Genomic DNA, 14,314 nt, shown 5'->3' with positions numbered 1-14,314 from the left:
GAGGGTACGGTGCGCGAAGCGCCCGCGTGGCTCCATCGCGCCATGCCGCCAGACGCCGACACGGCGGAAGACAGGCGTGCCGCGCTGAAGAGCAGCGCCTCAGGCGCGCAGGATCTCGCCGCTGGCGGCGTCGCGGATCGGGGTGGGTTGGGCCAGGCCGCCGGTGTCGCCGTCGATCAGGCCATCGAGCTCTTTCAGCACCAGCGGATCCAGCTCGCTGCGCTGCCGTGCCGGCGGCTCGCCGCCGCGGTTGGCGCTGGTCGAGACCAGGGCGCCGCCCCAGGCGCGGCAAAGGGCGGCCACCAGCGGATGCGCGCTGATCCGCACGGCGATGCCCTGGTGCGCGCCGGTGACCCAGGGCGGCGCGTGCGCGGCGGCGGGCAGGATCCAGGTGTGCGGTCCCGGCCAACTGGCCAACACCGCGGCCAACCGGTCCGCTGGCAACGCGGAAAGGTCCAGCAGCGGGCGCAGCGGATCCAGTTCGGCGGCGACCACGATCAGGCCCTTGTCCACCGGTCGTTGCTTGATCCGCAGCAGGCGGGTCACGGCGGTCTCGTCGTGCGGATCGCAGCCCAGGCCCCACACGGCTTCGGTGGGATAGGCGATCACGCCGCCCTGGCGCAGGACGGCGACGGCATGGCTCAGCGACAGGTCGGTCATGCGCGCATCATGCGGCACGTCCTCGTCTAAGGACAATGAGGGTCGGATGGGCGGGACTCGGGGTTTTCGCAAGTCTCCGGCCGTGCCGCCTTTCTGTGGGAGAGGGGCAGCCCCGACACCTTGCCGATAACGCGTCGGGGCTGAAGCCCCTCCCACAGACAGCCGCGGTGTCGCGGTTCTTCAGGCGCTGAGAGACGCCGTGGGCACCGCGAGAAGACGGCTCAGCGGCCGTGCTCGTACTATCCGAGGTGGCGCATTGGGCCAACCTCGGTCATCCGCAGAGCGGCTCAGCCGCCCTTGGCCACCGTCTTCTTGGCGGCCTTCTTCACCGCTTTCTTGGCGGTCTTCTTCGCGGCCTTCTTGACCGCCTTCTTCGCCGCTGGCTTGGCCGGGGCGTCGGCGGCGGCCTTCTTCGGCGCGCTCTTCTTCGGCGCGGCTTCCTTCTTGGCGGCGGCCTTCTTGGCGCCGAAGCCCTTGCGCACCGGCTTGCCGGTTTCCTCCAGCAGCTTCTGCACTTCGTCCAGGCTCAGCGTGGCCGGCTCGCGATCCTTGGGGATCTTGCCGTTGAGCTTGCCGTCGCTGATGTACGGGCCGAAGCGGCCGTTGAGCACCTGGATGTCGCTGCCGGGGAATTCCTTGATGATGCGGTTGCGCGCGATCTCTTCCTTCTCCTCGATCAGGAACACCGCACGGGCCAGATCGATGGTGTAGGGGTCGTCTTCCTTCTTCAGCGAGGCATAGACGCTGCCGCGCTTGGCGAACGGGCCGAAGCGGCCGATGCCGACGCTGACCTCCTCGTCCTTGTCCTGGCCGAGGCTGCGCGGCATCAGGAACAGCTCCAGCGCCTCCTCCAGGGTGATGGTGTGCATGCTCTGGCCGGGACGCAGCGACGCGAACTTGGGCTTGTCCTCGGCGTCCTCGGCGGTGCTGCCGATCGCCGCGTACGGCCCGAAGCGGCCCAGGCGCACGCTCACCGGCTTGCCGGTCTTGGGGTCGGTGCCGAGCTCGCGCGCGCCACTGGCTTCGGCGCGATCGACCGATTCCTTCTTGTCCTCGACCAGTTCCTTGAACGGTTCCCAGAAGCGCGACATCAGCGGGATCCAGTCTTCCTCGCCGCGCGAGACCGCGTCGAGCTCGTCCTCGAGCTTGGCGGTGAAGTCGTAGTCCACGTACTGGGTGAAGTGGCTGGACAGGAACTTGGAGACCGCGCGGCCGACGTCGGACGGGCGGAAGCTGCGGCCTTCCATTTCCACGTACTTGCGGAACAGCAGGGTCTGGATGATCGAGGCGTAGGTCGAGGGACGGCCGATGCCGTACTCTTCCAGCGCCTTCACCAGCGCCGCTTCGGTGAAGCGCGGCGGCGGCTGGGTGAAATGCTGCTCGGCCAGGATGCGTTCCAACGGCACGCGGTCGCCGGGCTTCATCGCCGGCAGCTTGCGGCCTTCGTCCTCGTCCTCGGCGCTCTTGTTGTCCTTGCCTTCCTCGTACACGGCCAGGAAACCTGCTACGACCACGGTGGTGCCGCTGGCGCGGAACACGTGTTCGCTGCCGGCCGACAGGTCGACGCTGACGGTGTTGAGCGTGGCCGGGATCATCTGGCAGGCCACCGCACGCTTCCAGATCAGCTCGTACAGCTTGCGCTCGTCGTCGGTGAGGAAGCGGGCGACCTGCGACGGGGTGCGCAGCGCCGAGGTCGGGCGCACCGCTTCGTGCGCTTCCTGGGCGTTCTTGGACTTGGTCTGGTACGTGTTGGGCTGGTCCGGCAGCGAGGCGATGCCGTAGTCGCGGGCGATCACGTCGCGGATCTCGGCCAGCGCGTCCTGCGACAGGTTGACCGAGTCGGTACGCATGTACGAGATCAGGCCGACCGTGCCTTCGTCGCCGATCGCCACGCCTTCGTACAGTTTCTGCGCCACCTGCATGGTCTTGCGGGTGGTGAAGCCGAGCTTGCGCGAGGCTTCCTGCTGCAGGGTCGAGGTGGTGAACGGCGGCGCCGGGCGGCGCTTGCGCTCCTTGCTGGCCACGTCGGTGACGTGCAGCGCGCCCTGCGCGGCCTGCTGGATGCGCAGGCGCGCGGCCTCGGCGGTGTCGCCGTCGGTGATGGTGAACTGCTCGAACTTCTGCCCGTCGAGCTTGATCAGCTTGGCGTTGAAGTGCTGCGAGGGATGCGCGCAGTCGGCGGCGATGGACCAGTACTCGCGGGCGACGAAGGCTTCGATCTCCTCCTCGCGCTCGACGATCATGCGCAGCGCCGGCGACTGCACGCGGCCGGCGGACAGGCCGCGCTGCACCTTGCGCCACAGCACCGGCGACAGGTTGAAGCCGACCAGGTAGTCCAGGGCGCGGCGCGCCTGCTGCGCATCGACCAGGTCGCCGGCGATCTGCCGCGGCTGCGCCATCGCTTCCTTGATCGCGCGCGGGGTGATCTCGGTGAACACCACCCGGTGCAGCGGCTTGCCCTTGAGCAGCCCGCGCTCCTGCAGGATCTCGGCGATGTGCCAGCTGATCGCCTCGCCCTCGCGGTCCGGGTCGGTCGCCAGGTAGATGTCTTCGGCCACCTTGGCCGCCTTGGCGATGGCCTCCACGTGCTTCTCGTTCTTGTCGATCAGCGCGTAGCGCATCGCGAAGCCGTCGTCCGGATCGACCGCGCCTTCCTTCGGGATCAGGTCGCGCACGTGCCCATACGAGGCCAGGACGTGGAAATCCTTGCCGAGGTATTTGTTGATCGTCTTGGCCTTGGCGGGCGATTCGACGATGAGCAGGTGCTTGGACATGGCGGGTCGGGCTTCGATGGGCGTGGGCGGACGCCCTGGGGGCGGTAGGGTGGCGCAATTGCTCCGGTTAGTGAAGCGTTGCGGTCTCGCAGAGAAGCCGACGCCCGGGGCTTAACCCCCGGGCGTTCAGCAACGGCGCTTATTTATTAGTGGACATGTCCGGCGCCCGCTGTCAAGCCGGCGCCGGCCAGGCGGGCCGCCACGCGGCCCCTGGAGGCCGCCGGACTCAGTGCCAGCCGCCCTTGGCGGCCATGCCGATCGCCAAGGCGACCAGCAGCAGCGCGCCGGCCATCATCAGGCCGAACAGCGACAGAATCACCACGGTGACCGTGCCCAGCTTGCGCTGCTGCCATTCCGGGTGGTCGGTGTAGGCCCATTTGTCCACCACCAGGGTGTCGCAGAGCATGTCGTGCAGGGCCTGCTTGCGCTCGGTGAAGGCCGCCATCAGGTAGCCGATGCCCACGGTCAGGCCGCTCAGCATGAAGCCGAAATAGCGGCCGATGCCGCGGGCGACGGTGATGCGGCTGCCATCGGTGCGCACCACCTTGATGCCGACCGCCATCTTGCCCAGCGTGGCCTGCTTGGTGGAGGCGTGGAACAGGCCGTAGTACAGGGCCGAGATCGCCAGCGGCACCAGGTACATCATCAGCAACATGACGATGCCGGCGGCGGAGGTGAAGTTGGGCTCGCTGCCGACGCGGTTGACCCCCATGAAACCGAGGATCACCACGAACTGGATCACGTTGGAGACGATGCCGACCAGGAACGCGTCGATCAGGTAGGCGGCCACGCGCTTCCAGAACCCGGCCTGCACCACCTCGCCGCCGCCGACCACCCGCGTGCCGCTGTCCAGCATGGCGCTGGGCGCCGCGTAGGGCGACGCCGCCGCGGCGGGCGCGGTCCAGGCGTCGGGCACGGCCGGGGGCGGGGCGGGCGGCGGCACGTCTGTACCGATCTCCGAGGGGTGCAGCGCAGGTGCCGGGGGGGGCGCCTGGGCCAGGCCGAGCTCGTCGACGAACTCGGCCAGGCTGCGCCATTCGCTCAGGCCCTCGCGCCAGACCAGGGTCGACAGCCCGATCTCGCCGCGCTGGAAGCGCTGCTGCAGGTCGGCGGCCGCCAGCGGGCCATGGCGCTGCTGCGCCGCATCGGCGTAGTACCACTCAGTCATTCTGTTCCCCGGGAGTTGCAGTCGAAAACGGTGCGCCGGTCAGCCGCCGCGGCAGTGGACCGGCAGGACGCGATCGTCCAGGTCGGAACTGCAGTTCCAGGCGGACGTGCGCTCATCGTAGTCCAGCCACAGCGCTTTGCCATCCAGGCGCTTGGTGCCGGGCAGGTGCAGCGTGGCTTCCAGGCCGCAGTGGCCGTTGTCGAAGCGGCCGATCCGCACCTGCGCGATGGCGTCGCCGGCATAGCTCTGCGGCGTGCCGAAGCCGGTGTCGCCGTTCACCGGGCACCGGTGCTCCTGCGCGTTGAACGCGCTGATCTGGTCCTTCAATGGCGCCAGGGTGCCGAGCGCCTGCGCGACCTTTGCGCGTGCCATGTAGTCCTGGTAGGCAGGCAGGGCGATCGCCGCGCCGATGCCGAGGAACGCCACCAGCAGCACGCCGGCGACGGCGCCGACGATGGCCATGATCGCGCAGCCGGACAGGCCGCTGCGTGGCGGGGCAGCAGCGGGACCTGCGGGAGCGGCCGCCTGGAGCGTCGGCGGCAACGGCGGCGGGGTGGGGGCGTCGGGCAGGCCCAGCTCGGCGGCGAGCGCATGCAGCGGCCGCCACTCCGGCAGGCCTTCGCGCCAGACCAGGGTGTCGCGCTGCAGGCGGCCGTCGTGCAGGCGCTCCAGCAGGGCCGACGCCGGCAACGGCCCATGCCGCTCGCGGGCGGCATCGACGTAATACCAGACCGCCAATGGGGAGGTGTCTTCGTGCATCCGTGCGCGACCGTCAGCGGCTCAGTGGACCGGCTCCGGCTCGTCGACGAACATCTGCGTTTCCATCCACGCGTATGCCGCCTCGGCGCCGGGTTGATTGAACAGCACCATCAGCACCACCCACTTCAGGTCGTCCAGGTCCAGTTCGTCCTGGTCCAGGGCCATGGCCCGGTCCAGCACTAGCTCGCGCTGGTCGCTGTCGAGGATGCCGTGCTGCTCCAGGAACAGCAGGAAGCCGCGGCATTCCACGTCGAGCTTGTCCAGTTCCGGGCCATGGTAGATGCGGATCGGACCGTCGATGCGTGGCTGCGCCACGGCCGGGCGCTGGTCGGCCAGGGCGTCGAGCCAGTCGAACGCCTTGCTGATCTCGGTGGGGCTGAAGCCGGCCTGGATCAGGCCATTCTGGAGGGAGTCGCGATCGCGGACCGGATCCGCGTCTTCGCTGAAATAGTGTTCGAACAGGTACAGCAGGACATCCAGAATGCTCTCTTTCATTGCCCCTCGGCCTGCGTCGCGAGACGCTGTGGAGGTGAAGAAACTAGGGTTTGCGGGTGTAACGACCGCGTTCGACCGCCACGTAGCCATCCAGTTCCATGGCCAGCAGCATGGAGGACGCCGCTGCGGCCGTCAATCCGCTGCGTGCGATGACTGAATCCATACAGGTGGGGTCGTGGCCCAGCGCCTGCCACAAGCGCTGGTAGTCGGGGTCGGAGAAGGCCGGCGTGGCGCCGCGCGCGGTGCTGGCTCCCTGTGTGGGGGCGTTCAGGCGCCCGCGCAAGGCGTCGGCCAGTTCGGCGGCCAGCGGGGCGACGCCGGCCACCACCTCCTCGGCGCGTTCCACCAGCCCGGCGCCGTCGCGGATCAGCCGATGGCAGCCGCGTGCCAGCGGGTTGTGGATCGAGCCGGGCAGGGCGAACACCTCGCGCCCGGCCTCGGCGGCCAGTCGCGCGGTGATCAGCGCGCCGGAGCGGGTGGCGGCCTCGATCACCAGGGTCGCCAGGCTCAGTCCGGCGATGATGCGGTTGCGCGCCGGGAAGTGGCCCGCCCGCGCCGGGGTGCCGGGCGGATGCTCGCTGACCACCACGCCGCGTTCGGCGATCTGACTGCGCAGGGCGGCATGCTGGCGCGGGTAGGCCAGGTCGGGACCGGTGCCGACCACCGCCACGGTCAGTCCGTCGGCGCGCGACAGCGCCGCCCGGTGCGCGGCGGCATCCACGCCGCTGGCCATGCCGCTGGTCACCGCGAAGCCGGCCGTGGCCAGGGCCAGGGCGAAGCCGTAGGCGTTGTCGCGGCCGCCTGCGCTGGGTGCGCGGCTGCCGACCACGGCCACCGCCGGATGCCACAGCGCCGTGGGATCGCCGTCCACGTACAGCGCCAGCGGCGGGTTGGGCGTGCGCCGCAGCAGGGCGGGGTAGTCGGGATCGTGGCAACCGAGCAGGTGCCGGCCCGGCTGTGCCAGCCAGCGTTCGGCGGTATCCAGTGCAGCGCGATCGGGACGCTGCAGCGCGGCGATCTGCGCCGCATCCAGGCCGGCGGCATGCCAGGCGGCGGGGCCGGCGGCCAGCGCCGCCGCCGGGCTGCCATGCCGCTCCAGCAACTGCCGGCGCTGGGCGCTGGCCCCGCCGGCCAGCGACAGGATCAGCAGGGCCGGGTCGGCGGGCGCGTCGAAGGAGGTGGTGGCCGAATGGGACATGCGCCCAGGCTAGGCCGCAGACGCAGACGGCGCCCTCGGGCGCCGTCTGCAATCGCTGTAGGGGGACTCCCCGGTGGCGGGTCAGCGCGCGTCCGGATGCTTGACGTCGTAGCCGACCCGGGTCGGCTTGATGCCGTCCATCACCAGCGCGTAGCTGACCTTGTCGAAGGTGCGGAACACCATCGCGTGCGCGGCGTACTCGTCCGGCAGCGCCACAGTGGTGCCGCTGCCGCCGGTGAAGCCGTCGTCGGCACGCGAGGTGTTGGGATGGCGCACGCGATCGTTGACCCGGGTGCCATGGCGCCACAGCGACACCACGGTGCCGTTGTCGATGCCTTCGCGGCGGCCGCCGGAAATGGCGATCACGTCGCGCGGACCGGCCGCGCTGAACGCGTCGGCCACCGCCAGCACCCGCAGGCCGGCGGCCAGCGCCTGCTCGGACGGCGGATGCGGCACGAACTGCAGGTCGTAGGGCTGCGCCTCGACCGGGATCAGGCGGTCGCCGGCGCGCACTTCGCGGGCGTTGTCCTGCAGCAGCAGGGCGGTGGCCTGGCGGCCGTCGGGGGAGACCCGGGCGACGGTGCCGATGTTGACCTGGGCCAGTTCGTAGCCGAGGGTCTCGCGGCGCTTGTCCGGCGGCACGAAGGTCTGCCACAGGTTGCCGCTGCCGGGGGTGCTGCGGCCTTCGGCGTTTAGGTCGTCGCTGAGCTTGGGCAGCAGGTAGCGCACGGTCGGACGGACCACGGCGTAGCGCTGCCCGGCCTGGGCCTGGCCGAGGCCGACTGCGTAGACCAGTTGCCCGTCGGTGGCGCGCAGGCGGTTGTCTTCGGTGCCGACCACGTAGGGCAGGTCGTCGATGCGGTCGACCACGCGCAGGTTCTTCAGGAACGGCTCCACCTGCGCCAGCGGGATCGCGTCGATCGGCGCGTCCTGGCGCGGGCCCGGCTTGACCTCGGCGTGCGCCACACGGTCCAGGTAGGCCAGGCTCAGCACGTCGCCGGGGTAGATCAGGTGCGGGTTGTGCACCTGCGGATTGGCCTGCCAGATCTCCGGCCACAGCCAGGGCTTGCCGAGGAAACGCCCGGCGATGTCCCACAGCGTATCGCCCTTGCGCACCACGTAGGTGTCGGGGTGTTCGGCGGCCATGCTGGCGGAAGCAGCGTAGGTCGCCACGGTGAGCATCGCCACGGCGACGACCGTACGGAGTCGATTGAACATGAGCGCGGAGCCTGATTCCCCAACAGGTTGGCGCACTATAGTGCAGAACCCTGGTGCGGGCGCAAGCGCCGGACGCAGAAACGGGTAGAATTCGCAGGCCTTGCCGAATCGTCCGGCGCCCCCATCTTGGGTACCGCTATGGCCCTGCTCCCCATTCTCGAATTCCCCGACCCGCGCCTGCGCACCAAGGCAGTGCCGGTCGACGCCGCCGAGGTCACCTCCGCGGCCTTCCAGCGCCTGCTCGACGACATGTTCGAGACCATGTACGACGCGCCCGGCATCGGCCTGGCGGCCAGCCAGGTGGACGTGCACAAGCGCTTCATGGTCATCGACGTCAGCGAGGAGAAGAACGCCCCGCAGGTGTTCATCAACCCGCAGATCGTGCAGCGCGACGGCGAGCAGGTGTACCAGGAAGGCTGCCTGTCGGTCCCCGGCATCTACGCCGACGTGACCCGCGCCGACGCCATCACCGTGCGCTACCTGGACCGCCACGGCCAGCCGCAGGAACTGAGCACCGACGGCCTGCTGGCGGTGTGCGTGCAGCACGAGATGGACCACCTCGACGGCAAGCTGTTCGTCGACTACCTGTCTCCGCTCAAGCGCGAAATGGTGCGCAAGAAGCTGGCCAAGGCGCGCAAGCACGTGGCGTGAGGCCGGGAACCGGGAATGGAGAAACGGGAATCGTAAGCGCGGTGCCCGTGCCATTTCCGGGTCCGCGCGCTTTTCCCATTCTCCATTCCCCATTCCCGGTTCTCAGCCTCCATGAAACTCGTCTTCGCCGGTACGCCAGACTTCGCCGTGCCGTCGTTGCGCGCGGCTGCGCAGCGCCATGAAGTGGTCGCGGTCTACACCCAGCCGGACCGGCCCGCCGGGCGCGGCCGCGGGCTGACCCCGTCGCCGGTCAAGCTGGAGGCGGTGGCGCGCGGCATTCCGGTGCTGCAGCCGCAGACGCTGCGTTCGCCGGAGACGCTGCAGGCGCTGCGCGCGCTGCAGCCGGACCTGATCGTGGTGGTGGCCTACGGGCTGATCCTGCCCAAGGCGGTGCTGGCGATCCCGACCCATGGTTGCTGGAACGTGCATGCCTCGCTGCTGCCGCGCTGGCGCGGCGCCGCGCCGATCCAGCGCGCGATCGAGGCCGGCGACAGCGAGACCGGGGTGTGCCTGATGCAGATGGAAGCGGGGCTGGATACCGGCCCGGTGCTGCTGTCGCAGCGCACGCCGATCGGCGCCGACGAGACGGGCGGCCAGTTGCACGATCGCCTGGCCGCGCTGGGCGCGCAGGTGCTGGCCGACGGCCTGGGCCTGCTGCGCGCCGGTCTGCGCCCGGTGGCGCAGTCGCAGCCGGAGGCGGGCGTCACCTATGCGCACAAGCTGGACAAGGCGCAGGCGCGGCTGGACTGGCAGCAGCCCGCGGCGCAGCTGGCGCGGCAGGTGCGCGCCTTCGATCCGTGGCCGGTCGCCGAGGCGGTGCTGGCCGGCGAGCGGGTGCGGGTGCACGGCGCGATCGCGCTGGACCTGGCCCACGGGCAACCGCCGGGCACGGTGCTGACCGCGTCCAAGCAAGGCATCGACATCGCCTGCGGCCAGGGCGCGCTGCGCCTGCGCGTGCTGCAGCGCGACGGCGGCAAGGCGATCACCGCCGCCGACTACCTCAACGCGCGGCGCGACCTGCCGGTCCTGGCGTAAGGCGTCGGCATGCCTGTGTACGCTGTGTCGGGCCTTGCAGGCGCGTCTGTAGCCGCGTCCTCGTCGAGGCGTGGAGGCGTGTCCACTGCCCCGCGCCAGCGCGTCATCCGCGCGGGCGACCGCCGCGCGGCATGCGCCCGAAGCGGCGGCACGGCCTGGGGTGCGCGCCGATGACCGCGACGCCCAACGCTGCGTGGCCGCCGGGCGTGGCCCCGCGGGTGCTTGCCGCCCGCGTGCTGACGGCGGTGATCGATCGCGGCCGCTCGCTCAAGGCCGAACTGGCCACCGCGTTGCCGACGCTGCCGGATCCGCGCGACCGCGCGCTGGTGGAGGCGATCTGCTTCGCCGTGCTGCGCCGCCGACCGGCCTACGAGGCGGCGCTGCGCATGTGGCTACAGAAGCAGTTGCCGCAGCGCGACGCCGAACTGCGCGGCTTGCTGCTGGCCGGCTTCGCCCAGCTCGATGCGTTGGGCTTGGCGCCGCATGCGGCGCTGTCGGCGACGGTGGAGGCGGCGCGCGCGCTGGATCGGCCGCGCCAGGCCGGGCTGGTCAACGCGCTGCTGCGGCGCGCGCTGCGCGACGGGCTGCCCGTGGTCGCCGCCGACGCGGGCTGGCCGCTGTGGCTGCGCGATGCGCTGCGTGCCGACTGGCCGCAGCAGGCCGAGGCGATCTTCGCCGCCAGCCAGCAGCCGGCGCCGCTGTGGCTGCGCGTCAACCGCCAGCGCGGCACCCGCGACGCCTACCTGCAGGAACTGGCTGCGGCCGGCATCGCCGCGCAGGCCTCGCCGCTGCTGGCCGATGCGATCCGGCTGGAGACGCCGCTGGCGGTGGGGGCCTTGCCGGGCTTCGCCGAGGGGCGCGTGTCGGTGCAGGACGGTGCGGCGCAACAGGTCGCCGACGTGCTGGCGCCAGCGCCGGGCGCGCGCGTGCTCGACGCCTGCGCGGCCCCCGGCGGCAAGTCCGCGCACCTGCTCGAACGCGATCCCAGTCTGCGCCTGACCGCGCTGGACGTGGATGCGCGGCGCCTGGCGCGGGTCGGCGAGACCTTCGCGCGCACCGGGGCAGGCGCGCAGGCGCAGTTGCAGGTCGCCGATGCGGCGCAGCCGCAGGACTGGTGGGACGGCGTGCCATTCGACGCGGTGCTGCTCGACGCGCCGTGTTCGGCCACCGGCATCGTGCGCCGCCAGCCGGACGTGCTGCTGCATCGCCGCCGCGAGGACGTGGTGGCGCTGCAGGCGCTGCAGGCGCGCCTGCTCGACGCCGCCTGGCAGGTGCTGCGGCCGGGCGGGGTGCTGGTCTACGCCACCTGTTCGCTGCTGCAGGACGAGAACGCGCGGCAGGTGCAGGCCTTGCTGGCGCGGCAGCCCGGTGCGGCGCTGGAGGACCCGGGCGAAGCCTGCGGGCATGCCTCCGGCGGCGGCCGCCAGCGCTTCCCCGGCGAGCAGGACTGCGACGGTTTCTATTACGCGCGGTTCCGCAAGACGGCATGAACCGGCGTCGGTATCATCGCTTCCCATGCTGAAGACCCGCGCCTCCCGAGAGTTCTGGTTGTTGGCCATCCTGGCGGTGCTGGTGCTCGGCGCCGGCCTGGGCCTGCGCGATCCGCACCCGGCCGACGAACCGCGCTTCGCGCTGGTCGCCAAGCAGATGGTGGAGAGCGGCAACTGGCTGTTCCCGCACCGCGGCACCGAGCTGTACTCGGACAAGCCGCCGATGCTGATGTGGCTGCAGGCCAGCTTCTATTCGCTGTTCGGCAACTGGCGGGTGGCGTTCCTGCTGCCGTCGCTGCTGGCCGGGCTGGGCACGCTGGCCTGCGTCTACGATCTCGGCCGGCGCCTGTGGACGCGCCGCGTCGGCATGTACGCGGCCTACGCGCTGCTGTTCGCCTTCCACTTCACCTACCAGGCGAAGAAGGCGCAGATCGATCCGCTGGTGGTGTTCTTCATCACCCTGGCCAACTACGCGCTGCTGCGCCATCTGTTGCGCGGGCCGGACTGGCGGCTGTGGGCGCTGGGCTGGTTCGCCGCCGGGCTGGGCACGATCACCAAGGGCGTGGGCGTGCTGGCGCTGCTGATGCTGCTGCCGGCCGCGGCGGCGTCGCTGGCGCACTGGCGCGGGGTGCGGGTCGGCCTGCGCGATCCGCGTTTCTGGCTGGGGCCGCTGGCGTTCCTGGCGGCGGTGTCGATCTGGCTGGTGCCGATGGTCGCCACCGCGCTGTCGAGCAACGCGCCCGAGTACCGCGCCTACCTCAACGACATCCTGTTCCGGCAGACCGCCGGGCGCTACGCCAAGTCCTGGGACCACGCGCACGGGCCGCTGTACTTCTTCGGGGTGATGCCGAGCATGTGGCTGCCGGTGCTGCTGGCGCTGCCGTGGGCGATCCCCGCCTGGGCGCGGCGCCTGCGCCGGCGCGACGCGCGCTACCTGCTGCCGCTGGCCTGGTGGGCGCTGGTGGTGCTGTTCTTCTCGATCCCGACCGGCAAGCGCGATGTCTACGTGCTGCCGGCGTTGCCGATGCTGTGCCTGGCGATGGGGCCGCTCATTCCAGGGCTGTTGCGCAAGCCCGGGATCAAGCGCCTGCTGCTCGCGTTCACCGCGTTGCTGACGCTGGCGCTCGGCGGCGTGGGCGCGGCGATCCTGCTGGGGCACGGCTTCCGCGCGAAGATGATGGAAGACCGCGGCATCGACCTGGCCACCGTGCAGGTGCTGGCCTGGATCCTGTTGGCGATCGGCCTGTGGGGCGTGGCCAGCCTGGCCGCATTCGCGCGGCGCCGCCCGGAACTGGCGACGGTCTCGACCCTGACCATGGTCTGGGTGATGGCCGGCTTGCTGGTGTACCCGCTGATCAACATGTCCAGTTCCGCGCGCGGGGTGATGGAGTCGGTGGGGCGCCGCATCGGCCCGGAGGCCGAACTCGGCCTGGTCGCCTGGAAGGAGCAGAACCTGCTGATGGCCGACCGCCCGGCCACGACCTTCGGCTTCGTAGTGCCCTGGGACGAGCAACTGCGTCGCGGCATCGCCTGGCAGGCGCAGGCGCCGCAGCGGCGCTGGCTGCTGGTGCAGGAGGCGGCGATGCTGGGCTGCGTCGACCGCAATGCGAGCATCCTGGCCGGCGTGTCCAACCGACGCGACTGGTGGCTGGTCCCGGCCAGCGCCGTGCACGGCCACTGCGTGGTCACCCAGGACGACCGCGACCGCCTGCGCGAGCAGGACAAGGACCGCTTCGAATGAGCCGCACTTGCGCACCCCGGCGGTGTGCTGCGACGGCCGGTGGCGGCCAGCGCGTCGCGCGGGCCGGGGAGCGCGCATGCCGCCGCCGCTGATCCGGGTGATCAGCCGCGACAACGGCGGCGGCCTCAGTCGCGACCTGCAGGTGGTCGCCGACCTGCTGCGCGAGACCGGTCGCTACCGCGTCGAGGTGCTGGGCTTCGGCACCGTACGCATGGCCAATCGCCTGCGCGAACTGCGCCTGTTCCTGCGCAGCCTGCTGTTCGGGCGTGCCGACCTGCAGATCTTCCTGGAGCGGGTGTATCCGCGCTGCCTGGGCAGCGGCCTGCGCAATGCGTTGATCCCCAACCCGGAGTGGTTCCGGCACAAGTGGCTGCGCTGCCTGCCGCGCTTCGCCCAGGTGCTGTGCAAGACCCGCCAGGCCGAGCAGCGGTTCTCCACGATGGCGCCGACCGCCTTCATCGGCTTTTGCAGCGACGATTGCTACCGTCCTGAGGTCCCGCGCGAACGCGCCTGCCTGCATGTGGCCGGGCGCAGTTCGGCCAAGGGCACGGCGCTGCTGCTGCAGACCTGGGCGCGGCACCCCGAGTGGCCGCGGCTGACGGTGGTGCAGAGCGCGAAGAAGTCCCACCCGATCGAGGCCGAGAACATCGACTACCTGACCGGCTACCTGGACCAGCAGGAACTGCGGCGGCTGCAGAATGCGCACCGCTTCCACCTGTGCCCCTCCGAGGTGGAGGGCTTCGGCCACTACATCATGGAAGCGCTGAGCGTCGGCGCGGTGGTGATCACCACCAACGGGGCGCCGATGAACGAGCTGGTGAGCGCCGACCGTGGCGTGCTGATCGATCCGGTCGGCGAGGGGCCGGACAATTTCGGCGTGCGCTACCGGATCGAGGCCGCCGGCCTCGAACAGGCGATGGCGCAGGCGCTGGCGCTGTCGCCGATGCAGTGCGACGCCCTGGGCACCGCCGCGCGCGGTTTCTTCGAGACGCGCCGGCGCGAGTTCGGCGAGCGCCTGCGCGCGGCCGTGGCCGATCTGCTCGGGGAAGCGCCGCCGCCCGCTGCCCCGGCCAGCCGCGGCGCCGATCGCGAACAGGTCAGGCCGGGTTAGGGAAGCGCCCCGGA

Annotated in this window: 12 protein-coding genes; 5 read left to right on the top strand and 7 right to left on the bottom strand. The window is 71.0% G+C overall.

Features of this window, described 5'->3' with window-relative positions; genetic code table 11:
• Positions 1–99: 99 nt before the first annotated feature.
• From J7357_RS20320 to J7357_RS20290, 7 genes are all read right to left on the bottom strand, one after another.
• Positions 100–660 (bottom strand): Sua5/YciO/YrdC/YwlC family protein, encoded by a 561-nt coding sequence (locus J7357_RS20320; RefSeq protein ID WP_209249296.1) that lies wholly within the window; start codon positions 658–660, stop codon positions 100–102.
• A gap of 287 nt (positions 661–947) precedes the next feature.
• A complete protein-coding gene (locus J7357_RS20315; RefSeq protein ID WP_209249294.1) occupies positions 948–3,434 on the bottom strand; it encodes a DNA topoisomerase I in 2,487 nt (828 codons plus the stop codon).
• Between the two features lie 226 nt (positions 3,435–3,660).
• A complete protein-coding gene (locus J7357_RS20310; protein ID WP_209249292.1) occupies positions 3,661–4,602 on the bottom strand; it encodes an RDD family protein in 942 nt (313 codons plus the stop codon).
• 39 nt (positions 4,603–4,641) lie between these two features.
• Positions 4,642–5,340 (bottom strand): pilin, encoded by a 699-nt coding sequence (locus J7357_RS20305; RefSeq protein ID WP_209249325.1) that lies wholly within the window; start codon positions 5,338–5,340, stop codon positions 4,642–4,644.
• A gap of 42 nt (positions 5,341–5,382) precedes the next feature.
• Positions 5,383–5,856 (bottom strand): DUF494 family protein, encoded by a 474-nt coding sequence (locus J7357_RS20300; protein ID WP_010340686.1) that lies wholly within the window; start codon positions 5,854–5,856, stop codon positions 5,383–5,385.
• A 43-nt stretch (positions 5,857–5,899) separates the two neighbouring features.
• The gene (dprA, locus tag J7357_RS20295) at positions 5,900–7,054 is read right to left on the bottom strand and encodes a DNA-processing protein DprA (RefSeq protein ID WP_209249290.1); all 1,155 of its coding nucleotides are present in this window, start codon (positions 7,052–7,054) and stop codon (positions 5,900–5,902) included.
• A gap of 81 nt (positions 7,055–7,135) precedes the next feature.
• On the bottom strand, positions 7,136–8,272 hold the full coding sequence (locus J7357_RS20290) for a LysM peptidoglycan-binding domain-containing protein (RefSeq protein WP_010340688.1): 1,137 nt from the start codon (positions 8,270–8,272) through the stop codon (positions 7,136–7,138).
• 138 nt (positions 8,273–8,410) lie between these two features.
• On the opposite strand from J7357_RS20290, the gene def reads away from it, so the two are divergent.
• From def to J7357_RS20265, 5 genes are all read left to right on the top strand, one after another.
• Complete coding sequence (gene def, locus J7357_RS20285) at positions 8,411–8,923, top strand: peptide deformylase (protein WP_209249288.1); 513 nt, start codon at positions 8,411–8,413, stop codon at positions 8,921–8,923.
• Between the two features lie 111 nt (positions 8,924–9,034).
• On the top strand, positions 9,035–9,958 hold the full coding sequence (gene fmt / locus J7357_RS20280) for a methionyl-tRNA formyltransferase (RefSeq protein WP_209249286.1): 924 nt from the start codon (positions 9,035–9,037) through the stop codon (positions 9,956–9,958).
• A gap of 170 nt (positions 9,959–10,128) precedes the next feature.
• Positions 10,129–11,448, top strand: coding sequence for a 16S rRNA (cytosine(967)-C(5))-methyltransferase RsmB (gene rsmB, locus J7357_RS20275; protein ID WP_209249284.1), 1,320 nt, complete (start codon positions 10,129–10,131; stop codon positions 11,446–11,448).
• Positions 11,449–11,473: 25 nt separating this feature from the next.
• Entirely contained in the window at positions 11,474–13,189 is a 1,716-nt protein-coding gene (locus J7357_RS20270) for a glycosyltransferase family 39 protein (RefSeq protein WP_209249282.1), read from the top strand.
• Between the two features lie 76 nt (positions 13,190–13,265).
• Positions 13,266–14,300, top strand: coding sequence for a glycosyltransferase (locus tag J7357_RS20265; protein ID WP_209249280.1), 1,035 nt, complete (start codon positions 13,266–13,268; stop codon positions 14,298–14,300).
• The last annotated feature ends 14 nt before the right edge of the window (positions 14,301–14,314 follow it).

It is taken from the genome of Xanthomonas sp. D-109 (genome assembly GCF_017746095.1).
GTDB classification, from domain to species: Bacteria; Pseudomonadota; Gammaproteobacteria; order Xanthomonadales; family Xanthomonadaceae; genus Xanthomonas_A; species Xanthomonas_A sacchari.
This window is presented reverse-complemented; position numbering and strand designations above follow the sequence as displayed.

What these genes read in the sequence shown, in the direction of transcription:
- J7357_RS20310 (WP_209249292.1), bottom strand. Translation starts at nt 4,602, where the DNA reads ATGACTGAGTGGTACTACGCCGATGCGGCGCAGCAGCGCCATGGCCCG.
- rsmB (WP_209249284.1), top strand. Translation starts at nt 10,129, where the DNA reads ATGACCGCGACGCCCAACGCTGCGTGGCCGCCGGGCGTGGCCCCGCGG.
- J7357_RS20290 (WP_010340688.1), bottom strand. Translation starts at nt 8,272, where the DNA reads ATGTTCAATCGACTCCGTACGGTCGTCGCCGTGGCGATGCTCACCGTG.
- J7357_RS20320 (WP_209249296.1), bottom strand. Translation starts at nt 660, where the DNA reads ATGACCGACCTGTCGCTGAGCCATGCCGTCGCCGTCCTGCGCCAGGGC.
- dprA (WP_209249290.1), bottom strand. Translation starts at nt 7,054, where the DNA reads ATGTCCCATTCGGCCACCACCTCCTTCGACGCGCCCGCCGACCCGGCC.
- def (WP_209249288.1), top strand. Translation starts at nt 8,411, where the DNA reads ATGGCCCTGCTCCCCATTCTCGAATTCCCCGACCCGCGCCTGCGCACC.
- J7357_RS20265 (WP_209249280.1), top strand. Translation starts at nt 13,266, where the DNA reads ATGCCGCCGCCGCTGATCCGGGTGATCAGCCGCGACAACGGCGGCGGC.
- J7357_RS20315 (WP_209249294.1), bottom strand. Translation starts at nt 3,434, where the DNA reads ATGTCCAAGCACCTGCTCATCGTCGAATCGCCCGCCAAGGCCAAGACG.
- J7357_RS20300 (WP_010340686.1), bottom strand. Translation starts at nt 5,856, where the DNA reads ATGAAAGAGAGCATTCTGGATGTCCTGCTGTACCTGTTCGAACACTAT.
- fmt (WP_209249286.1), top strand. Translation starts at nt 9,035, where the DNA reads ATGAAACTCGTCTTCGCCGGTACGCCAGACTTCGCCGTGCCGTCGTTG.
- J7357_RS20270 (WP_209249282.1), top strand. Translation starts at nt 11,474, where the DNA reads ATGCTGAAGACCCGCGCCTCCCGAGAGTTCTGGTTGTTGGCCATCCTG.